The sequence below is a fragment of the Streptomyces sp. NPDC088810 genome, from assembly GCF_044750305.1.
GTDB lineage: Bacteria > Actinomycetota > Actinomycetes > Streptomycetales > Streptomycetaceae > Streptomyces.
Genome location: NZ_JBIVJQ010000001.1, coordinates 88,921 through 109,063, shown reverse-complemented (window position 1 = coordinate 109,063; position 20,143 = coordinate 88,921). Strand labels below are relative to the sequence as shown.

The window sequence follows — 20,143 nt, the reverse complement described above, 5'->3', positions numbered from 1 at the left end:
TCGGATGTCCGGCGGGGGACCGTCGGCTACAGGTTGCCCCGCTTGGCCTGCTCGCGTTCGATCGCCTCGAACAGTGCCTTGAAGTTGCCCTTGCCGAAGCCCATCGAACCGTGCCGCTCGATGAGTTCGAAGAACACGGTCGGCCGGTCCTGGACCGGCTTGGTGAAGATCTGCAGCAGGTAGCCGTCCTCGTCGCGGTCGGCGAGGATCTTCAGCTCGCGCAGGGTCTCGATCGGCACGCGGGTGTCGCCGACCCACTCGCCGAGGGTGTCGTAGTACGAGTCGGGGGTGTCGAGGAACTCGACGCCGGCCGCGCGCATGGTGCGCACCGTCTGCACGATGTCGTTGGTGTTGAGCGCGATGTGCTGGACGCCCGCGCCGCCGTAGAACTCCAGGTACTCGTCGATCTGGGACTTCTTCTTGGCGATGGCGGGCTCGTTGATCGGGAACTTGACCTTGAGGGTGCCGTCCGCGACCACCTTCGACATCAGCGCGCTGTACTCGGTGGCGATGTCGTCGCCCACGAACTCCTTCATGTTCGTGAAGCCCATGACCTTGTTGTAGAAGGCGACCCACTCGTTCATCCGGCCGAGTTCGACGTTGCCGACGCAGTGGTCGACGGCCTGGAAGGTGCGCTGGGCGGGCGGCTCGACGATCGGCCGGGCGGCGGTGTAGCCGGGCAGGTAGGGGCCGTCGTAGCCGGTGCGCTCGACCAGGGTGTGGCGGGTCTCGCCGTAGGTGGCGATCGCGGCGAGGACGACCGTGCCGTGCTCGTCCTTCATCTCGTACGGCTCGGCGACGCTGCGCGCGCCGTGCTCGATCGCGTAGGCGTACGCGCGGCGGGCGTCGGGGACCTCGATGGCCAGGTCGATGACGCCGTCGCCGTGCTCGGCCACGTGCTGGGCGAGGAAGTGGCCCCAGGTGCTGCTCGGCTTGATCACCGAGGTGAACACGAAGCGGGCGGAGCCGTTCTCGAGCACGTAACTGGCGGTCTCGCGACTGCCGTTCTCCGGTCCGGAGTAGGCAACCAGCCGCATGCCGAAGGCGGTGGAGTAGTAGTGCGCCGCCTGCTTGGCGTTGCCCACGGCGAAGACGACCGCGTCCATTCCCTTGACCGGGAAGGGGTCGTCCTGCCGGGCGGTCGTGTCGGGAGTGTGCTGTGTGGTCTGCGTCATAGCGGAAGGGTGGCTCTGCTCTGCAAGGTGCGCAATAGTTCGCTTCATCGCTGGGCAATCTGACCAGCGATACGGCCGTATCGTCGGTCGTTCTGTACAGGATGACCAACCATCTCAGGGGGTCCCGTGGCGATCGATCATCTGGACGGGCGGATCATCGTGCTGCTGGCCGAGGAACCGCGCATCGGGGTGCTGGAGATGTCCCGGCGGCTGGGTGTCGCCCGGGGCACGGTGCAGGCGCGCCTGGACCGGCTCCAGTCGAACGGTGTCATCCGCGGCTTCGGTCCGCAGGTGGACCCCGCGGCCCTCGGCTACCCGGTCACCGCGTTCGCCACCCTGCAGATCCGGCAGGGCAAGGGAGCCGACGTACGGGCCTACTTGGCGACCGTGCCGGAGGTGCTGGAGCTGCTGACCACCACGGGCAGCGGGGACATGCTGTGCCGGCTGGTGGCCCGCTCGAACGCCGATCTCCAGCGGGTGATCGACCGGGTCGTCGGTTTCGACGGCATCGTCCGGGCCTCCACGGCGATCGTCATGGAGAACCCCGTCCCGCTGCGGATCATCCCGCTGGTGGAACAGGCCGCGGAGGACCGGCGCCCGGGTGCGGTGTAGGGCCTGCCGTTCGGGTCGGGCCGGGTGATCGATACACCTAGCAGCTGGGGACCGGGCCCTTGCCCTTCTCCAGTGCCACCAGGGAGTCGACCGCGCCCTTGAGGGTGGTCACCGGAACGAGCCGCAGCCCCTTCGGCAGCTCGGCCTCGGCATCGGCGCACTCCGCCTTCGGCACCAGGAAGACGGTGGCCCCGTCCCGGCGCGCGGCCTGGGTCTTCAGGGCCACCCCGCCGACCGCGCCGACCTTGCCGGTGGCGTCGATCGTGCCCGTCCCGGCGATGGTGCGGCCCCCCGTGAGGTCGCCGCCGCTGCCGTCGCCGTCGAGCTTGTCGATGATCCCCAGGGTGAACAGCAGTCCCGCGCTGGGCCCGCCGACGTCGGCGAGCTTCAGCGTGACCTTGACCTTGCCGGTGCTCAGCCCGAGGTACTTCAGCGCCGCCTGGGTCGCCGCGTCCTGGGACTGCTGCATCTGTGCCTCGTTGTGCTTCTCGATCTCCTTGACGGTGTCGCCGCTCGGGTAGACCGCGTCGTGCGGCATGACGGCCCGGTCGGTGCGGAACCAGTTGCCGAGCACGTCACCGAGGGAGACGCGGGTGTCGGGGCCGGTCGCCTCGATGGTGGTCATCCGCAGCTGCCCGCTGGTGTTGCGGGTCGCCGCGCCGGAGACGGTGATCACCGGGGTGCCCTTGTTCTCGCCGAGCACGTTCGCCGTCATGCCGGGCTGCGCCACCGAGAACGGCAGCGGCGCGAACACCGCCGTGGCCAGCAGGGCCACGACGGGCAGCGCACAGACGGCGAGGGCCTGGGGGCGTGTGAGACGTGAGAGCACGGGATCAATCTAACGTGACCGCCAGGTGCCCCTCGTGCCCTGGACAGGGTGCCTCCTACGCCGTGTACAGGTCCCGCCGCTCGCGGGTGAACCGGCGCAGGGCGTCCGGCCGGGGCTCGACGCCGATGCCGGGGCCGGTCGGGACGGGCAGGTGGCCGTCCCGCAGGACGAACGGCTCGGTGAGGTCCTCGGCGAAGTAGCGGCTGGACGCCGAGGTGTCCCCGGGCAGGGCGAAGCCGGGCAGCGCGGCCAGGGCGAGGTTCGGCGCCCGTCCGATGCCGGTCTCCAGCATGCCGCCGCACCACACCGGCACGCCGTGCGCGTGGGCGACGTCGTGGACCCGGCGGGCCTCCAGGTAGCCGCCGACCCGGGCGGGCTTGACGTTCACCACCCGGCAGGCGCCCATCGCGATCGCGGACGCGGTGTCGCGCGCGTGGTGCAGGGACTCGTCCAGGCACACGGGGGTGGCCAGGCGCTGCTGGAGGAGGGCGTGGGCGTGCAGGTTGTCCTCCTCCAGCGGCTCCTCGATGAGCAGCAGCCCGAACGCGTCCAGCCGCCGCAGGTGCTCGGCGTCGGCGAGGGTGTAGGCGGTGTTGGCGTCGACCTGGAGGGGCAGGCCGTCGCCGAAGCGCTCGCGGACCGCCCGGACGGGCTCCACGTCCCAGCCGGGCTCGATCTTCAGCTTGATGCGGACGTACCCCTCGGCGAGGTAGCGCTCGACGTCGTCCAGCAGCTCGGACACCGAGTCCTTGATGCCGACGGAGACCCCGGCGGGCACCCGGTCCCGTACCGCGCCCAGGTAGGCGGCGAGCGGCATGCCGTAGGAGCGCAGCTCGGCGTCCAGGACGGCCGTCTCCAGGGCCGCCTTCGCCAGTTCGTGGCCCTTGGTCTTCGCCATGGCCGGGGCCAGCGCGGCCGTGGTGAGGTGCGGCAGCGCGGCCACGCGGGGCAGCAGGAAGTCGCGCAGCACGATCTCGGCGCCGGCGACGAACTCCGAGCAGTACAGCGGCTCGGGGTCGGCGGCGAACTCCGACCAGCCCTCGGCACCGTCGGTGACGACGCGCAGCAGGAAGGTGTCCTTGGCCGTCATGGTCCCGAAGGACGTACGGAACGGGGTGACCAGCGGGATCGCCACGTGCACGATCTCGACGCGCTCCAGCTTCACGCGGCCGCCTCCGTCGCGGTGAGGGTGTACCAGCCGTCGCGGGACATCCCGGTGGCCCGGAACCCTTCCGCGAAGGCGTTCACGAGGACCTCGCGCACCGCGCGCCGCCAGCGCAGCGCCAGCGCGGGATCGCCGGCGCGCAGCGCGACGACGTCCTCGGGCACCCGGCACCACAGGTGCCGGCCGGTGCGCCGGGCGAGCGGGCCGCCGTCGGGCGCGGAGCGCACGACCTCCCCCTCGGGCCGGACGTCGTACGACGGTCCCGGCTCCGCCAGGTCCCAGGTCACCGTCAGCCGGTCGCTCTCGTCGCCGCCGTTCACGCCGTCGGTCATCGGGCCGTAGAAGTCGATCAGGTACTCCGTGCCGACGGCCCCCAGCTTGACCAGGTTGAAGCGGGCGTTGCGGCCGACCAGCGGGTCGAAGGTCCAGCGCATGGTGCGGGCGCCGAGGGCGCGGGCCCAGTCGCGCTGCGCCCGCTTCAGCGCGGGTCCGAGACCGCGCTCGGCGGCGGCCACCAGCGAGTACGTGCTCCGGTCCGGGCCGAGGACGGCGACGGCCGCCCCGGCGAGCCGCTGCCCGGCGAACACGGCGTGCACAGCGCCGCCGGCGTGCACCAGGCTGTGCAGGACCTCGGCCGGGTACGGCGGGGCGGAGCGGGGCGTCCGCCAGACGTCGCTGAAGTGGTCCGCGACGGCCGCGAGCCCGGCGACGTCGTGGACGGTACGGATGGTGGTGCCTGCTGTCATGGGACCGAGTCTGGGATTCCCCCGCCCGGCGTGTGTTGTGCGAGCGGCCAACAGGTGCGTACGTTCGTTGCAGCATCAGCCAAGCCGCCCCGCGAGGACCCTCATGGACACGTGCACCCTCGGCGACCTCCTGGACGTCGTCGGCGGCCCCGCCCTGCGCCTGCACACCGCCCCGGCGGGCCGGGCCGTGCCGGTCACCGAGGCGGTGCTGTACGACGGCCACGCCCCGCTCCCCCGGCTGCCCGGCGCGCTGCTGCTGGCGGTCGGGGTCCGGGCGGCGGAGGCGGGGCCGCTGGTGCGGGCGGCGGCGGAGGCGGAGCTGGCCGGGGTCGTGGTGCGGGGCGCCGACGGGCCGGTCGAGGAGGCGCGGGCGCACGGCATCGCGCTGCTGTCGGTCGCCGAGGACGCGGCCTGGCACCAGGCGCACCTGCTGCTGGCCTCCGCCATCGGCGCCCGGCCCGCCGCCTCCTCCGACACCGGGCTCGGCGACCTGTTCGCGCTGGCCGACGCGATCGCGGCGGCGACCGGCGGGGCCACCGCCGTCGAGGACCCCCGGCAGCGGATCCTCGCCTACTCGACCGTCCCCGGGCAGCCGGTGGACGAGGACCGGCGGCAGGGCATCCTCGGGCTCCAGGTGCCGGCCAGCCCGGAGAACACCGAGCAGTACCGTCGGCTGTTCGCCGCCGACCGGCCGGTCCGGCTGCCCGCGCTGTCCGGCTCGGGCCTGCCCCGGCTGGCGATGCCGGTGCGGGCCGGCGGCGAGACGCTCGGCTCGGTGTGGGTGGTCGACGCGGGCTCGCTCGCCCCGGACGCCGAGGACACCCTCGCCCAGGGCGCCTCCACGGCCGCCCTGCTGCTGCTCCGGGCCCGGGCGGCGCGCGAACTGGCCCGGCACCGCAACAGCGACCTGCTGCGCCGCCTGCTGGACGGCACGGCGGACGCGCCGACGGCCGCCGAGCGGCTCGGTGTCGCGGGCCCGGCCCGGGTGGCGGCCTTCGTCCTGGACTCCGCCGCGAGCGTCCCGGACGCCGAACGCACCGCGCTGCGCCTGCTGGACGTCGTACGCCTGCAGTGCGAGGCCCGCTACGGCCGGCACGCGTGCGTGCTGCTGGACGGGGTGGTGTACGCGGTGCTGCCGGGCCCCGGCGAGCGGCACCGGAAGCTCGCCGAGGACATCGTGGCGCGGGCCGGGCAGGCGTTGCGGGTGCCGGTGCGGGCCGCGCTGGGCGAGGTGGTGCCGGGCGCGGAGGGGCTCGCGGACTCGCGGGCGGACGCCGACCTGGTGCTGCGGCTGCCGGCCACGGAGCTGCCGGTGGCCGCGGTGGACGAGGTGCGGGCCCGGGTGACACTGCTGCGGCTGGCCGAAGTGATGGCGGAGCAGCGCGAGTTGAACGCGGGCGCCTGGCGGCGGGTGCTGGCGTACGACGCCGGGCACGGCACCGAGTACGCCCGCACCCTGGTCTGCTGGTTCGACGCGGGCTGCGACATGGCGGGCGCGGCCAGGCTGCTGGCCGTCCACCCCAACACCTGCCGCTACCGGCTCAGGCAGCTCCAGCAGCACGCCCGGGTCGACCTGGACGACCCCGACGAACGGCTGGTGCTGTGGCTGCAGTTGCGGACGCTGGCGGGGATCGGCGCAGCCACTCCCTGAGCCGCTCCTCGCACCGCCGAAGGTGTGGCACGGGGACGTACTCCCCCGCCGTGTGCGCCAACGAGGGGTCGCCGGGGCCGTAGTTGAGCGCGGGCACCCCCAGCGCCGCGAACCGGGCCACGTCGGTCCAGCCCAGCTTGGCCCGGGGCTCGGCCCCGAGGGCGGTGACGAGGGCGCCCACCCGGTCCAGGTGCGGCAGCGCGCCGCCGGCCACCTCGGTGACCCGCACCTCGTACTCCGGGAACAGCCCGCGCACGTACGCCTCCGCCTCCTCCGCCGAACGGCTCGGCGCAAAACGGCAGTTGACGGTGACGACGCACTCGTCCGGTACGACGTTCCCGGCGACCCCGGCGCGTACGGCCACCGCGCTCAGCCCCTCCCGGAACTCCAGCCCGTCGATCACGACCCGCTGCGGGACGTGCGCGTCGAGCCGCTGCAGCACCTGCCCCGCCTTGTGCGCGGCGTTGGTGCCCTGCCAGGCGCGGGCGGTGTGCGCGCGGGCGCCCCCGACCACGATGTCGGCGGTGAGGATGCCCTGGCAGCCGGCCTCGACACCGGCGTCCGAGGGCTCCATGAGGATCGCGAGACCGGCCTCCTCCAGGAGCCCCGGCCGGGCGGCGGCGATCCGGCCGAGCCCGTTGCGCTCCCCCTCCACCTCCTCGCACTCGTAGAAGACGTAGGTGACGTCGCGCACCGGTTCCGGCACGGTGGCCGCGAGCCGCAGCGCGACCGCCACCCCGCCCTTCATGTCACAGGCGCCGAGCCCGTGGACCCGCCCGTCGGCGAGCCGGGAGGGCAGGTTCCCGGCGGCCGGCACGGTGTCCAGGTGCCCGGCGATCAGGACGCGTTCCCCGCGTCCGAGACCGGTACGGGCGATGACGGAGTTGCCGACCCGGTCCACGGCGAGATGCGGCAGGAGGCGCAGAGCCTCTTCCACGGCGTCGGCGATCAGCTCCTCCTCGCCGCTCTCGGAGGGCAGGTCGACGAGGGCGCGGGTGAGGGTGACGACGTCGGCGGTGGGATCGAGGGCGCTCATGCGGGGTCTTCCTGGGGCTGGGCGAGCTGGGAGTGCCGGATGCCGTGGAGGGCTGCACAGCATGCCGGGCCCCTCGATGATGCGGAGGAGGGAAGACCTCGTGGTGTACGGATCCGCCAAAGGCCGGCGGGTGGGGTTGGCGCGTGGGCCAAGAGGGCGGCCGTCGCCCCGCGGGTGCGGGTGCGCCACAGCTGCTCGCGGCGCGTCGACCAAAGAGGCCTAGCCCTCGCGCCGCGGGTGCGGGTCCGCCGCAGCCGCTCGCAGCGCGTCGACCAAAGAGGCCTAGCCCTCGCGCCGCGGGTGCGGGTCCGCCACAGCCGCTCGCAGCGCGTCGACCAAAGAGGCCTAGCCCTCGCGCCGCGGGAGCGGGTCCGCCGCAGCCGCTCGCAGCGCGTCGACCAAAGAGGCCTAGCCGTCGCCCCGCGGGTGCGGGTGCGCCACAGCCGCTCGCGCAGCGCGCCCCTTTCAGCCGCCGTCCGGTCTCAGCGGAGTGCTTCCGCGACCTCCCTGGCCGCCTCCACCACCCGCGCCCCGACCCGCTCGGGTACGGCGTCCGCCAGCATCACCACGCCCACGCTGCCCTCCACGCCCGTGACGCCGACCAGGGGTGCGGCGGCTCCGCTCGCCCCGGCCTCCAGCTCGCCGTGCGTGAGGGTGTACCCGGGATCGGCCGACGGCGACTGCCGCGCGGAGAGGATCGCCTTGCCCGCCGCACCCCGGTCCAGCGGATGCCGGAAGCCGGCCCGATAGGCCACGTGATAGTCCGTCCACGTCGGCTCGACGACCGCGACGGCCAACGCCTCGGACCCGTCCACCAGCGTCAGATGCGCGGTGGCCCCGATGTCCTCGGCCAGCGACCGCAACGCGGGCAGCGCGGCCTCGCGCACCAGCGGATGCACCTGCCGCCCGAGCCGCAGCACCCCGAGCCCGACCCGGGCTCGCCCGCCCAGGTCACGTCGTACGAGCGCGTGCTGTTCCAGCGTGGCGAGCAACCGGTACACCACGGTCCGGTTGACGCCCAGCTTGGTGGACAACTCGGTGACGGTCAGCCCGTGGTCCGTGTCGGCCAGCAGTTTGAGGACACGTAGTCCCCGGTCGAGCGTCTGAGAGGTCTCCGCGGTCACGACGCCCACTCCTTCGGCGGTGAGGTCGGCAACCCCTGAGCGAAAGATGCGTCACCGAGTCCCGTCGGCGACGCGCTTCAGAGGCCGCCGATCGGCAGGACGGCCCGGCGGCTCCCGGGCCGAGTCGCTTCACGGCTGCGCTCCGCGGCGGCGCTGCCACGGGGCGTGTGCGTAGCGGGACAGTAGCGAAGCCGGTTCGCTGAGCGGAAGTCTTCGTCCAGAATCCGGGCAAGACCGGATCCGGCCTGCCTGCATTCGTCCGGATACGCACACGGCACAGGGGACCGAATCGGAGCAAACACGTTCGCAGAACGGGCCCCGGGACGGGACCCCGCGACCATTGCCGACCGCCCGACCTCTCGGCTGACCGAGCCGCCTCACCACCCACCCGCGCTCACCCGCAGCCGGGGTCCGGGGCGGAGCCCCGTGGCGGTCGGCTCTTGGCCTACCGAGACGGGTGGGCGGGTGGGAAAGAACCGCCGAACCCAGCGGAGTGTCACCGCATGCGGGTAGCCCACTCCTGCACCTTGGCAATGCGCTGCCGCAACTGCCCCGCCGTGGCCTCCGCACTCGGCGGGCCCCCGCACACCCGCCGCAGCTCGGTGTGGATCACCCCGTGCGGCTTGCCGCTCTGGTGGACGTACGCGCTGACCAGCGTGTTGAGCCGCTTCCGCAGCTCCATCATCTCCTTGTGGCTGACCACCGGCCGCCGCTCGGCCGGCAGCTCCAGCAGATCCGCCTCGCTGTCCGGCTTCTTCCGGCTGTGCGCGATCTGCCGTGCCTGCCGCTTCTGCAGCAGCAACTGCACCTGCTCCGGCTCCAGCAGCCCGGGGATGCCGAGGTAGTCCTGCTCCTCCTCGCTCCCGGGATGCGCCTGCATACCGAACTCGGCGCCGTCGTACAGCACCCGGTCGAACACCGCGTCGGACTCCAGCGCTTCGAACGGCAGCATGTCCTGCTCGCCGGTGTCCTCGTCCTGCTCCTTGTTCGCCTCCTCCATCTCCTTCTCGGATTCGGCGTACGGGTCCTCCTCGCCCTCCTTCTTCGGCTTGTCGAGGGCGTGGTCCCGCTCCTTCTCCATCTCGTTGGCGAAGGTCAGCAGGTCCGGCACGGTCGGCAGGAACACGGACGCGGTCTCGCCCCGCCGCCGGGACCGTACGAAACGCCCGACGGCCTGCGCGAAGAAGAGGGGCGTCGAGATGGTCGTGGCGTACACCCCGACCGCCAGCCGCGGTACGTCGACACCCTCGGACACCATCCGCACCGCGACCATCCACCGGTCGTCGCTCGCGCTGAACTCGTCGATCCTCTTCGACGCCCCGGTGTCGTCGGAGAGCACGAGCGTCGCCTTCGTACCGGTGATCTCCCGGATCAGCTTGGCGTACGCCCGCGCGGAGTCCTGGTCGGAGGCGATGACGAGCGCACCCGCGTCCGGGATGGCCTTGCGGACCTCGGTCAGCCGCTGGTCGGCGGCGCGCAGCACGCTCGGCATCCAGTCGCCCCGCGGGTCGAGGGCCGTACGCCAGGCCTGGCTGATCGCGTCCTTGGTCATCGGCTCGCCGAGCCGCGCGGCGACCTCGTCACCGGCCTTCGTACGCCAGCGCATGTTGCCGCTGTAGGAGAGGAAGATGACAGGGCGGACGACCCCGTCCGACAGGGCGGACCCGTAGCCGTAGGTGTAGTCGGCCGCGGACCGCCGGATCCCGTCCGCCCCCTCCTCGTACGTCACGAAGGGGATGGGGTTGGTGTCGGACCGGAACGGCGTACCGGTCAGCGCGAGCCGCCGCGTGGCCGGCTCGAAGGCCTCCAGACACGCCTCGCCCCAGGACTTGGAGTCACCGGCGTGGTGGATCTCGTCCAGGATGACGAGGGTCTTGCGCTGCTCGACCCGGTTGCGGTGCAGCATCGGGCGCACGCCCACACCGGCGTACGTGACGGCGACCCCGTCGTACTCCCGGCCGAGCGGCCCCGCGCTGTACTCGGGATCGAGCTTGATGCCTATCCGGGCGGCCGCCTCCGCCCACTGCTTCTTCAGGTGCTCGGTGGGCGCGACCACGGTGACCTGCTGCACGACGTGATGGTGCAGCAGCCAGGAGGCCAGCGTCAGGGCGAAGGTCGTCTTGCCGGCGCCGGGCGTGGCGACGGCGAGGAAGTCACGTGGCTGCTCCTGGATGTACTTCTCCATCGCGCCCTGCTGCCAGGCACGCAGCTTGCTGGCGGTACCCCAGGGGGCCCGGCCCGGGAAGGCGGGCGAGAGGTGGTGCGAGTGAGCGGCGGAAGCTGCGGAAGCGGCGGTGGTAGTCACGGTCTCCGTGCGGGGTAGGGCGGCTACGTATGACAACCGGGCCACCCTACCGGCGCCGCCGTGCCGTCACCGCGCGAACAAGGCCGGGTCGCCCGCGGGTGGGAGGCACGTCACAGCAGCCGCAAGCGCCTCCTGGTCACCGACCGTCACTCAGCGCGCAGGCGTCCGTTCCCGCAGCCGCCGCGTCACCCAGGCCCCCACCAGCGCGACCCCCGCCATCGGCAGGAAGACGGCGGCGAAGGCGGCGGGATGCCCGCTGCCGGCCGCCGTGGCCGAGGTGGCCGCCGTGCTGCCGCCGCCCAGGGCCGCGAAGGCCGCGCCGGTCGCCGCGAGGAGGACGACGTTGGCGAGGGCGTCGGAGATCTGCAGCGCGGCCGAGTTCGAGCCGGCCTCCTCGGGCGCGGACAGCTGGAGCAGCAGCACGCTGGTGGAGGCGATCACCAGCCCCATGCCGAAGCAGCCCACACCCCAGGCGACGGCCACGGTCCACACCGGCACGGAGTGCACGAGCACACTCGGCGCGGTGACGATCGCGGCGGCGACCAGCACCATCCCCACGGTCATCAGCCGCTCCCGGTACGGCGCCACGCGCGCCCGGGACTGCACGAACGACCCCAGCGCCCAGGTCCCGCCGCCGGCCGCCAGCGAGAAACCGGCGAGGGTCGGCGACAGCCCGCGCTGGGTGACCAGCATCAGCGGCACGAACGACTCGGCGGCGACGAAGGAACCGGCGGCCAGGCCGCGCAGCAGCACGACGGAGGGCAGGCCGCGGGCGGCCCGGTAGGTGCCGCGGGGCAGCAGTCCGAGGACGGCGGGCACGAGGAAGGCGGCACCGGCCAGCCCCGGGACCAGGGAGAGGGGGCGCAGATCCTGGGCGGCGTACTGGAGGAGCCCGGCGCCCAGCGAGATGCCGAGCGCGAGCCGGATCCGCCGCCGGTCGAAGGAGCCGGCGCCGGCCTCCTCGTCCACCGGGCCCGACGCCCTGCGCCGTATCTGGGGCAGGGCGAGGGCGAGCGGGAACACGACGAGGACCGGGATGCCGAGGAACACCCAGCGCCAGCCGAGGTGCTCGGTGACGGCGCCGGCGGCGAGGGGGCCGACGATGGACGGTACGACCCAGCCGGCCGCGAAGGACGCCATGATCGCGGGGCGCAGCCGCTCGGGGTAGGCGCGGCCGACGACGACGTACAACGCCACGATGACCAGTCCGCCGCCCAGCCCCTGCACGGCCCGCCCGAGGATGAACACCCACATGACCTGCGCGGTCCCGGCGACGACGAGCCCCGCCGCGAAGGCGCCGATACCCGTGGTGAGAGCGCCCAGCGGACCCCGCCGGTCGGACCACTGCCCGGCGAGCACCATCCCGAACAGGCTGGTCGTGAAGTACCCGGAGAAGGCGAACGCGTACAGCGCCAGTCCGTCCAGCTCCCGCGCGGCCACGGGCATCGCCGTGCCCACGGCGGTCGCCTCGAAGGCGATGAGCACCACGACGGACACGATCCCGACACTCAGCGCCCGGTACGCCCTGCCCAGCACCCCCTCGCTCTTCTCGGCGAGTGGATCAACGACACCGGGTTCACGGGACTCGAGGGCACTCATGCCCGCCAGAGTAAGGCCCACAACCGACTTTGACCCCTGTCGGAAGTCCGACCCCGGACTACACCCTTGGTCGTACGCACGCCTCGCTTCATGAACGGCGTATGGCAGTCCCGTTGCAGCACCCCCGCTCCCCTTGAGCCCCTCACGGCCCGCCCCGTACGTTCGTCTCACGAACACGGCCGTGTGCCCGAGTGGTTCAGGGGCTCGCCCGCACTGCATCCAACAGCGAGCTCCGCTCGCGGGGAGTCACGCGGGTCCGATCCCCACCACGGCCGAGACGACAACAAAACACGGCCGTGTGCCCGAGTGGTTCAGGGACTCGCCTGCAAAGCGAGTTACGCGGGTTCGATTCCCGCCACGGCCTCCAACGCCTGACCAGAGGCAACGAGAGCCTTGGGCAGGTCCTGCCATCTTGCCCAGCGCGGCCTAGCTCCCCAAGATGAGTACGAAGACGGAGACGGGGGCGGGCCGCGATGAACCCTGGACGGCGCCGGAGCATCATTCTGTGGACGCTCACAGGAGCGCTCACCACCTTCTTGATAGTGATCACTCCGTTCCTGCTCCAAGCGGCGGCACCTTCCAACAAGGACTGGGAGCAACTCAGCAACATCAGCCAGTCATACGGAGCACTGTCCGTCCTGTTCTCCGCAGCAGCACTCATCGGCGTCGTGGCGTCCCTGTTCCACCAGTCACGGCAGACGGACATCGCGCTCGAACAAGCAATACGTGCTTCACACCAGCACGTGATCGGCATGCTGCTCAACGACCCTGCACTGCTGGCAGGCGGTGAACCACCTTTGATGGACGTCACAGAGCAAGAGATGAAGCAGGTGATGCTGGCGAATCTCTTCATGAGCAACTGGTTGGCGACCTACCGGCTCAATCGTTTGACCGACGGCCAACTTCGAGTGCTGCTCAGGGGCCACTCAGAGGTGAAATCCCTCGCAGGCACTGGGAGGGAGCCGGCGAACAGTGGCGACAGTTGGCCACTGCCTCGAAGGCCCGCAAAGAGGTCCGATTCGTTTCCCTTGCGGACGAGGAATACAGAAACGCGGTTTCTGAGGGGCCGGCAATCCCACCCGGTTCCTACTTCTCAGATCCCTCGTAGCCACTGGACCATCCACTGCGGTACCGCCCTGGCCGCAACGCGGCACTCATCGGACGCGAAAAGGCGACGGCCAGAAGGATGGCCGCTGACCGGTGGTACCTGTCCGCCCGTACGGCCTGCGCCGGCCTCATCGGCCTTCGTCCCGCGCCGTCTGCTGAGCCGACGGTGTCACAAGGCACCCGGCCGGCTCAGAACAGCCCGCCTGCCTCGTCCTGGAAGAGTTCCGTCCAGTAGTGCCAGTTGGTGTCGGGGAGGGTGCCGGTGGGGTCCAGGGTGGTCAGGGTGTGGATCATGGCGGCGACCAGGTGGTCGTAGGCGTGGGTGGCGAGTTCGTGGCCCAGGTGGGTGTCGATCGTGCGCTCGTGGTGGATGAGCCAGAGGGTGAAGGCCAGGGTGGAGACGTCGGTGTTGAGGGGGTAGAGGGCGGCCTCGGGCTCGTTGAAGGTGAGGACCGCGCCCGTTCGGCCGTCGACCACCAGGCTGGTGTCCTCCAGCAGGTGGCCCAGGCGGATCAAGTGGTCGCAGTGGGCGGGGAGTTCCGCGAGGGGGTACTCGGGGCGCTCCTCGGTGAAGTACTCGCGGAGCGTCGGCAGCGGGACGTCCGTGTCGGCGTGGAAGAAGACCGCCTCCTCCGGCAGTCCCGTCTCGCGCAGGAAGCGGCGGGTCGGCTCGTGGGTGAGCGTCGCCGGGAAGTCGACCTCCTCGAAGCGGGCCACCCGGCCCTGCCCGAACTCCTGGTCCAGGATGCGCGCGGGGACGTCGAGGGTGAGGCCCGAGGCCGTGCCGGGGCCGGCGACGAGGGAGAGCGGGCGGATCAGCGCGGCCGCCTTCCAGTACGGCGGGACCTCGCCGCCCGTGCCCTCCTCGAAGAGGGTGAGGAGGCGGCGCGAGGCCTCGGTCGCCGTCCTGGGGCCGTACTGCCCCGCCAGGGAGGCGAAACGGCCGCGCAGACCCGCCAGTTCCTCGGTGACCGCGGCGAAGCGCAACAGCGTGGCCAGGGAGGGCGCGAAGGGGCGGGCGTCGGACGGGTCGAAGAGGTAGGCCGTGGTCAGCTCGCCCGTGGCGCCGTCGAGCAGGATCGACTCGCGCTCCATGCCGGCCGGGGTGAGCAGTTCGCCTATCACCAGGCGGCCGCGCAGCTCCTCGGCCAGGCCGAAGGGGCTCTCGGCGGCGTCGTCGAGCGTGCGCAGGCCGTGGGTGCGGAGCGGGGAGAAGGTGAGCAGGTCGGTCTCGGCGGGCAGGCCGGTACCCGTGAGCAGGCCGCGCGTCGGCGTGTGCGTGACGAACCGGTCCAGCTCCGCCTCGGTCAGCGTGATCACCGGTACTTCGGCGTCGGTCGTGCTCATCGCTCCCCCGCGGTCTTCCCTGTGCGTGACGGGCCGGCGCACACCGTCGTACGCGGCCCCCGGGCAGATGCCCCCACCGCTCAGCACACTACGCCGCCCCACTGACAACGGCCCTCACGAGGGAAGACGTCAGGCGACCCGGGCTCGTTGCGCGTCCGCGAGGATCGTCCCGGTGCGCGGGCGCAGTTCCCCGTCCGGGGCGGCCACCACCGACGTGCCCGCCGCCATCACCCCGGTGACCAGGACGACACCGTCCATCACAGGAAGAAGGAGATCAGCCGCAGCACCAAGGCCAGGGCTCCCATCGCGCACACGACGACCGACGCGGTCACACCGGTCGGTGGTGTGCAGCGCTGTCGGCCGGACGGCGTGCTCACCGGTCGGTCACCACGGCCGCCTGCGGGCGGATCGGCAGGCGGTTGACCGGGCGGCCGGTGGCGGCGCGGACGGCGGAGGCGATCGCCGCCGGTGCCGTCACCACCGGGACCGCGCTGACCGACTTGGCGCCGAAGGGGGCCACCACGTCCCGTTCCTCGACCAGTTTCACGATCCGGATGTCGGGGGCGTCCAGGGCGGTCGGCAGGGCGTAGCCGGTGAGGTCGGGGTGGCGGATCAGGCCGCGGGGCGTACGGAGGTTCTCGGTGAGGGCGATGCCCACGCCCTGCGTGACGCCCGCCTCGATGCGCGCCGCCAGCTGCGCCGGGTTCAGCACCCGGCCCACGTCCTGGGCGACCGCAAGCTCCACCACCCGGACCGAGCCGAGTTCGACGTCGACGTCCACCACCGCGCGGATCGCGCAGAACGCGAGCCCCACGAAGGCGTCACCCTGGCCGGAGGCGTTCAGCGGCTCGGTGGGGTGCGGGCGGCACTGGGCGGTGGCCCACAGCTCCTTGCCCTCCATCGCCTCGGTGACGGTGGTCGACAGGACGCCGTCGTACGAGGTGATCTTGCCGTCGGTGATCTGGAGCAGCTCGGTGGACATGCCGAACTTGTGCGCGAGCGGCTGGAGCAGTTGCGTGCGGACCATCTTGGCCGCGCGTTCCACCGCGCCGCCGGACACCCAGGTGTGCCGGCCCCGGCAGCCCGCGCCGGCCGGCGGCTGGTCGGTGTCGACCGGGGCTACGTGGACCTCCTCGATGCCGAGGGTCTCCTGGACGATCTGCCGGGCCAGCGTGGTGAAGCCCTGGCCGGTCTCGACGGCCGCGCACAGCACGGTCGCGATGCCGTCGTGGACCTTGACGGTGGCGGTCGACACCTCGTCGGCGCCCTCCGCGCCGAGCATGTGCACCATGCCCAGGCCGTAGCCGACGCCCCGGCGCACCGCGCCCGGCTCGCCCGCGCCCTCGGGGCCGCCGGGCAGCAGCCACTCCTCCTCGGGGGTGTCCTTGGGCAGCGCCGGGAGCGGGAAGTCCCGTACCGCCTGGAGGAGTTCGGCGACCGGGGCCGGGCAGGTCACGGTCTGCCCGATCGGCAGGACGTCTCCGGTGGCGAGGACGTTGCGCAGGCGCAGTTCGGCCGGGTCCAGGCCCAGCTTCTTCGCCAGCTTGTCCATCTGCGCCTCGTAGGCGGCGCACACCTGCATGGCGCCCTCGCCGCGCACATGGCCGGAAGGCGGGTTGTTGGTGCGGACCGCCCAGCCCTCGATGAAGGCGTTCGGGACGACGTACGGGCCGCACGCGAAGGAGACGGCGGCGGCGAGCGCTTCGGCGGAGGTGTCGGCGTACGCGCCCGCGTCCAGCAGGATCTGCGCCTCGACCTTCACCAGCCTGCCCTCGGCGTCGGCGTGGTGGCGGTAGCGCAGCAGGGTGGGGTGGCGGTGGGCGTGGCCGAGGAAGGACTCCTCGCGGGTCGCCGTCAGCTTCACCGGGCAGCCGGTCTTCAGGGCGAGCAGGCCGAGCGGGAGCTGGAAGCCCTGGTCCTCGCGGTCGGCCGTGGCGCCGGGCACCCCGGTGACGACGACCTTCACTCGATCGGGGGGCAGGCCGTAGCAGGCGGCGGCCGTGTTGCGGTCGGCGTGCGGGTCGGTGGAGGCCAGGTACAGCTCCACCCCGCCGTCGGGGCGCGGTACGGCGAGACCGGCCTCGGCGCCGATGGGGGCCGGGTCCGCGCGGCCGATGCGGTACTGGCCCTCGACGACGACCTCGCCGACCGCGCCCGGGTCGCCGTGGTGCAGCGGGATGTGCCGGATCAGGTTGCCCTCGGGGTGCAGGGGCTCGGCCTCGAAGGCCTGTTCCGGGTCGGTGACCGGGTCGAGCACCTCGTACTCGACGATGACGGCGGCGGCGGCCATCCGCGCGGTGTCCGGGTGGTCGGCGGCGACGGCGGCGATGGGCTCGCCGTGGTGGCGTACGACCTCGGAGGCGAACACCGGACGGTCGGGCGTGCCGCGGCCGTGGCGGGGCGTGCCGGGCACGTCCTCGTGGGTGATGACGGCGCGGACGCCGGGCATCTCGCGCGCGTGGGTGGTGTCGATGGAGACGATGCGCGCGTGCGCGTGCGGGGAACGCAGCACGGCCGCCCACAGCAGGCCCTCGGCCCACAGGTCGGCCGCGTACGGGAAGGTGCCCTCGGTCTTGGCGCGGGCGTCGGCGTGCGGCAGGGAGGCGCCGATGCCGTGCGGCAACGGCTCGGCCGCGGGGGCGGCTTCCGCGGCGGTGGTCGCGGTGCCGGCTTCGTTGCTCACGCCTGGCCTCCGTCCTGGCCGTAGTCCTGGTCCTGCTGTCCCCGCGGCGTGCCGTACGCGTCGGGCGTGCCGTACGGGTCCGACGGGTCGTACGGATGCGACGGGTCGTACCGGTCCGGCGGGTCGTACGGGTCCGGCGGGTCGTACGGTTCGGGCGCCCGCGGGGTGTCGAACGCGCCCGGTGCCTCGAACGCCGACGGGTGGACGCCGCCGGAGCCGGGCCCCGCCTGGTGCGGAATGCGGGCCTCTTCCGCCTCGGACTCGCCGCCCGCGTGGGACGCCTCGCGCTCGGCGACGACCTCCTTGACGGCCTCCAGGACGCCCCGGTAGCCCGAGCACCGGCACAGGTTGCCGCACAGGGCCTGCCGGGTCTCCAGCTCGGTCGGCGCCGGGTTGCCCTCCAGCAGGTCGTGCACGGTCATCGCCATGCCGGGCACGCAGAAACCGCACTGCACGGCACCGCAGCGGGCGAGCGCGCGCTGCACGTCGGAGGGCTGCCCGTCGGCGGCCAGGCCCTCGACCGTACGGACCTCGCTGCCGGCCGCGGTGACCGCCGGAACCAGGCAGGAGGCCACCAGGCGGCCGTCGACCTGCACGTTACAGGCCCCGCACTCGCCCTGCGAGCAGCCGTCCTTGGCGCCCGCGAGGCCGAGCCGTTCGCGCAGCACGTACAGCAGGGACTCGCCGATCCAGGCGTCGGTGACCGGGCGGTCGGCGCCGTTGACGCGCAGCACGTAGGAGGCGAGGGGGTGGTCGTCGTGCGGCGGCAGCGGTACGGCCGCCTGCTCGCCGGCATCGTCGGAGGCGTCCTCCTGCGCGCGCGGGGTGTCACCTTCGGCGCCCGCGCCTTCGGAGGGGCCGTCCGGTTCGGCCGCGGGCGCGGGTTCCTCCGCGTCGCTGCCGGGGGCTTCCGGGGAGGCAACCGGCTCGGCCGTGGCCGCCGTCGTGGCGGGCTGGGACGCGTCGGCCGGGTCTGCCGGCTGTTCGTGGCCCGCGGGGGCGTCAGCGGGGCGCTCAGGGGCCTCGGCGAGGTCGTGTGCCTCGGCTTCCGGCGCCGTATCGGACTCGGTCGGCGCGACCGGCGCGGCGGGCACGCCCGTACCGCCGGGCGTGTCGGCCTCCCCGGCGTCCCCGGTGCTCCCTGCGTCCCCGACGTCGGCGTGGCCGCCGTACCCGTCCTCCGGCCCGTACCCGTCCTCCGGCCCGTACCCGTCCGCCGAGCCGTACCCCTCCTGCGGACCGTACGCGTCCGGCGAGCCGCCCCGCCGGGGGTGGCCCTCGGGACCGTCCCGGTCCGGCGCGGGGGCGGCCGGCCGGTCCTCGGGCCGGTCCCAGGCGTGGCCCGCACCGTCCGTCGCCCAGGGCGCCGGCGCGCCGCCGGGCAGCGTGGCCGGCGGGGTGCCGCCCCACTGCTCGACCAGCGAGGACGTGGTGAACTCGCCCGACTCGTCCGGCAGCTCGCCCCCGGCGACGGGGATGGACCACTGCCCGGTGACGTCGTGCCCCGGGGCGGCCGGTGCCGCGGGCTCGTCGAAGGTCCAGTGCTGGGTGGCACCGGGGTGGTACGTGAACCGGTCGTCCGCGGTCTGCGGCTGGGCCGGCGCGGCGTTCGGGTCGGGCCACTGGGCGCCGCCGTCGGGCGCGGGCCACGTACCGGTGGCGCCGTCGGTGTGCGTGGCCGTTATCTGCGGCGGCACGTAGCCGTGGCCGGGCGCGGCCAGCGGGCTGTCGCCGGACAGCAGGGCGTCGATGCCGCCCTCGGGGAGTTGGACGAAGGCGGTGGCTCCGTCGTCGTAGTCGCCCTGGGGCAGCGGGTCCCAGCGTCCGCCGCCCTGGGGCGTGCCCTCTCCGTGCTGGTCGTCGGTCACGACAGCGCCCTCCCCAGTGCTCGTCGGGCCAGCGCGGCGACGGTGCGCCGCAGGTGCAGTACGGCGGGCGGAAGCGGGGTCACCGAGCCGTCGGGCTCGGGGGCCGGGTCGGGGATGCAGGCCGCGGCGACGTACTCCCCGAAGGCGTGCAGGGCCTCCGGGACGAGGGCGCGGTCGTTGTCCCAGTCGATCAGCTGGGCGACCCACTGCTCGGCCTCCAGGGGCCTGAGCGGCATCGGCGCTATGGCTCCCACGGCGCAGCGCACACCGCGCCGGGCCGGGTCGAGGACGAGCGCCACGGAGGCCAGCGCGCGACCCGGGCCGGTGCGTCCGGTCGCCTTCAGGAAGACCTGCGGGGCGTGCAGCAGCGGTAGGCGCACGTAGCCGATGAGTTCGCCGCCGCGCAGCATCTCCACGCCGGCCAGCAGGTGCGACACCGGGATCTCCCGGCGGGCTCCGCCCGGGCCCGCGATGATCAGCGTCGCTTCCAGGGCGGCCAGCACCGGCAGCGCGTCCCCGGTGGGGGCGGCCGAGGCGATGTTGCCGCCCAGGGTGCCCGCGTTGCGGATGTGCGGCGGGCCCGCGGCGCGCGCGGCGGCGGCGAGCGCCGGGATCAGGGCCGCGAAGTCGGGACGGCCCATGCGCGCGTGTGTGAGGCCGGCGCCGAGCAGCGCGTGGCCGTCCTGGTACTGCCAGCCGCGGATCTCGTTGATCCGGCCGAGGCCGACCAGTGCGGCGGGCCGGAGCTGGCCGGAGTTGACGGCGGCCATCAGGTCGGTGCCGCCCGCCACGGGGACGGCGGTGGGCATGGCGGTGAGGGCCGCCACGGCCTCGTCCAGTGTCGTGGGCAAGGTGACGGCCTGCGCCGCCTGCGGTGCGTGCGTGGTCAAACCGGC

The 20,143-nt window shown here is 73.3% G+C and carries 15 protein-coding genes, 2 tRNA genes and 1 pseudogene; 5 read left to right on the top strand and 13 right to left on the bottom strand.

Translation table 11 applies throughout. The features are described 5' to 3' along the window. Positions 1 to 26: 26 nt before the first annotated feature. Complete coding sequence (hppD, locus tag ACIP4Y_RS00430) at positions 27 to 1,175, bottom strand: 4-hydroxyphenylpyruvate dioxygenase (protein WP_401385824.1); 1,149 nt, start codon at positions 1,173 to 1,175, stop codon at positions 27 to 29. Between the two features lie 126 nt (positions 1,176 to 1,301). On the opposite strand from hppD, the gene ACIP4Y_RS00425 reads away from it, so the two are divergent. Continuing rightward, positions 1,302 to 1,787, top strand: a complete 486-nt coding sequence (locus ACIP4Y_RS00425) for an Lrp/AsnC family transcriptional regulator (protein ID WP_358637222.1) — start codon at positions 1,302 to 1,304, stop codon at positions 1,785 to 1,787. Between the two features lie 37 nt (positions 1,788 to 1,824). On the opposite strand, the gene ACIP4Y_RS00420 is transcribed toward ACIP4Y_RS00425, so the two are convergent. Genes ACIP4Y_RS00420 through ACIP4Y_RS00410 form a run of 3 tightly spaced genes read right to left on the bottom strand, consistent with a single transcriptional unit; the run spans position 1,825 to position 4,527 of the window. Beyond that, entirely contained in the window at positions 1,825 to 2,616 is a 792-nt protein-coding gene (locus tag ACIP4Y_RS00420; RefSeq protein ID WP_401385821.1) for a S16 family serine protease, read from the bottom strand. 55 nt (positions 2,617 to 2,671) lie between these two features. Further along, positions 2,672 to 3,781, bottom strand: coding sequence for an o-succinylbenzoate synthase (gene menC, locus ACIP4Y_RS00415; RefSeq protein WP_401385818.1), 1,110 nt, complete (start codon positions 3,779 to 3,781; stop codon positions 2,672 to 2,674). After that, positions 3,778 to 4,527 (bottom strand): chorismate synthase, encoded by a 750-nt coding sequence (locus ACIP4Y_RS00410; RefSeq protein ID WP_401385815.1) that lies wholly within the window; start codon positions 4,525 to 4,527, stop codon positions 3,778 to 3,780. The genes menC and ACIP4Y_RS00410 overlap by 4 nt, the downstream gene beginning before the upstream one ends. Positions 4,528 to 4,630: 103 nt before the next feature. Here ACIP4Y_RS00410 and ACIP4Y_RS00405 point away from each other — a divergent pair, with 103 nt between their 5' ends. Then, on the top strand, positions 4,631 to 6,178 hold the full coding sequence (locus tag ACIP4Y_RS00405) for a PucR family transcriptional regulator (RefSeq protein WP_401385812.1): 1,548 nt from the start codon (positions 4,631 to 4,633) through the stop codon (positions 6,176 to 6,178). On the opposite strand, the gene dapE is transcribed toward ACIP4Y_RS00405, so the two are convergent. The 4 genes from dapE to ACIP4Y_RS00385 form a co-directional block, all read right to left on the bottom strand. Then, positions 6,069 to 7,214: a succinyl-diaminopimelate desuccinylase gene (gene dapE, locus ACIP4Y_RS00400; protein WP_401385809.1), complete on the bottom strand. Its 1,146-nt coding sequence runs from the start codon at positions 7,212 to 7,214 to the stop codon at positions 6,069 to 6,071. The two genes, ACIP4Y_RS00405 and dapE, sit on opposite strands and share 110 nt — an antisense overlap. A gap of 482 nt (positions 7,215 to 7,696) precedes the next feature. Next, a complete protein-coding gene (locus ACIP4Y_RS00395; protein ID WP_401385806.1) occupies positions 7,697 to 8,338 on the bottom strand; it encodes an IclR family transcriptional regulator in 642 nt (213 codons plus the stop codon). 496 nt (positions 8,339 to 8,834) lie between these two features. Continuing rightward, positions 8,835 to 10,643: a DEAD/DEAH box helicase gene (locus ACIP4Y_RS00390; protein WP_358637210.1), complete on the bottom strand. Its 1,809-nt coding sequence runs from the start codon at positions 10,641 to 10,643 to the stop codon at positions 8,835 to 8,837. Positions 10,644 to 10,793: 150 nt separating this feature from the next. Further along, positions 10,794 to 12,242, bottom strand: a complete 1,449-nt coding sequence (locus tag ACIP4Y_RS00385; RefSeq protein ID WP_401385803.1) for an MFS transporter — start codon at positions 12,240 to 12,242, stop codon at positions 10,794 to 10,796. A 177-nt stretch (positions 12,243 to 12,419) separates the two neighbouring features. Between ACIP4Y_RS00385 and ACIP4Y_RS00380 the strand changes: the two genes are divergently transcribed. The 3 genes and pseudogenes from ACIP4Y_RS00380 to ACIP4Y_RS00370 all read left to right on the top strand — a co-directional run. Then, positions 12,420 to 12,517: transfer RNA gene (locus tag ACIP4Y_RS00380), tRNA-OTHER, on the top strand. Positions 12,518 to 12,534: 17 nt separating this feature from the next. After that, positions 12,535 to 12,609, top strand: a tRNA-Cys gene (locus ACIP4Y_RS00375). A 106-nt stretch (positions 12,610 to 12,715) separates the two neighbouring features. Then, positions 12,716 to 13,153 (top strand): annotated as a pseudogene (locus ACIP4Y_RS00370) (DUF6082 family protein); the annotation flags it as partial. A gap of 385 nt (positions 13,154 to 13,538) precedes the next feature. Here the strand turns inward: ACIP4Y_RS00370 and ACIP4Y_RS00365 are convergent. The 5 genes from ACIP4Y_RS00365 to ACIP4Y_RS00345 all read right to left on the bottom strand — a co-directional run bounded on the left by ACIP4Y_RS00365 (position 13,539) and on the right by ACIP4Y_RS00345 (position 20,137). Then, positions 13,539 to 14,696 (bottom strand): SUKH-4 family immunity protein, encoded by a 1,158-nt coding sequence (locus tag ACIP4Y_RS00365; RefSeq protein ID WP_401385800.1) that lies wholly within the window; start codon positions 14,694 to 14,696, stop codon positions 13,539 to 13,541. 129 nt (positions 14,697 to 14,825) lie between these two features. Beyond that, a complete protein-coding gene (locus ACIP4Y_RS00360) occupies positions 14,826 to 14,954 on the bottom strand; it encodes a hypothetical protein (protein WP_401385797.1) in 129 nt (42 codons plus the stop codon). A gap of 115 nt (positions 14,955 to 15,069) precedes the next feature. Continuing rightward, the gene (locus tag ACIP4Y_RS00355) at positions 15,070 to 17,379 is read right to left on the bottom strand and encodes a xanthine dehydrogenase family protein molybdopterin-binding subunit (protein ID WP_401385795.1); all 2,310 of its coding nucleotides are present in this window, start codon (positions 17,377 to 17,379) and stop codon (positions 15,070 to 15,072) included. Further along, a complete protein-coding gene (locus ACIP4Y_RS00350; RefSeq protein ID WP_401385793.1) occupies positions 17,376 to 19,247 on the bottom strand; it encodes a 2Fe-2S iron-sulfur cluster-binding protein in 1,872 nt (623 codons plus the stop codon). Before ACIP4Y_RS00350 ends, ACIP4Y_RS00355 begins: the two co-directional genes overlap by 4 nt. Then, a complete protein-coding gene (locus ACIP4Y_RS00345; protein WP_358637199.1) occupies positions 19,244 to 20,137 on the bottom strand; it encodes an FAD binding domain-containing protein in 894 nt (297 codons plus the stop codon). Before ACIP4Y_RS00345 ends, ACIP4Y_RS00350 begins: the two co-directional genes overlap by 4 nt. Positions 20,138 to 20,143 lie beyond the last annotated feature (6 nt).

What these genes read in the sequence shown, in the direction of transcription:
- ACIP4Y_RS00410 (WP_401385815.1), bottom strand. Translation starts at nt 4,527, where the DNA reads ATGACAGCAGGCACCACCATCCGTACCGTCCACGACGTCGCCGGGCTC.
- ACIP4Y_RS00405 (WP_401385812.1), top strand. Translation starts at nt 4,631, where the DNA reads ATGGACACGTGCACCCTCGGCGACCTCCTGGACGTCGTCGGCGGCCCC.
- dapE (WP_401385809.1), bottom strand. Translation starts at nt 7,214, where the DNA reads ATGAGCGCCCTCGATCCCACCGCCGACGTCGTCACCCTCACCCGCGCC.
- ACIP4Y_RS00360 (WP_401385797.1), bottom strand. Translation starts at nt 14,954, where the DNA reads ATGGACGGTGTCGTCCTGGTCACCGGGGTGATGGCGGCGGGCACGTCG.
- ACIP4Y_RS00385 (WP_401385803.1), bottom strand. Translation starts at nt 12,242, where the DNA reads ATGAGTGCCCTCGAGTCCCGTGAACCCGGTGTCGTTGATCCACTCGCC.
- hppD (WP_401385824.1), bottom strand. Translation starts at nt 1,175, where the DNA reads ATGACGCAGACCACACAGCACACTCCCGACACGACCGCCCGGCAGGAC.
- ACIP4Y_RS00365 (WP_401385800.1), bottom strand. Translation starts at nt 14,696, where the DNA reads ATGAGCACGACCGACGCCGAAGTACCGGTGATCACGCTGACCGAGGCG.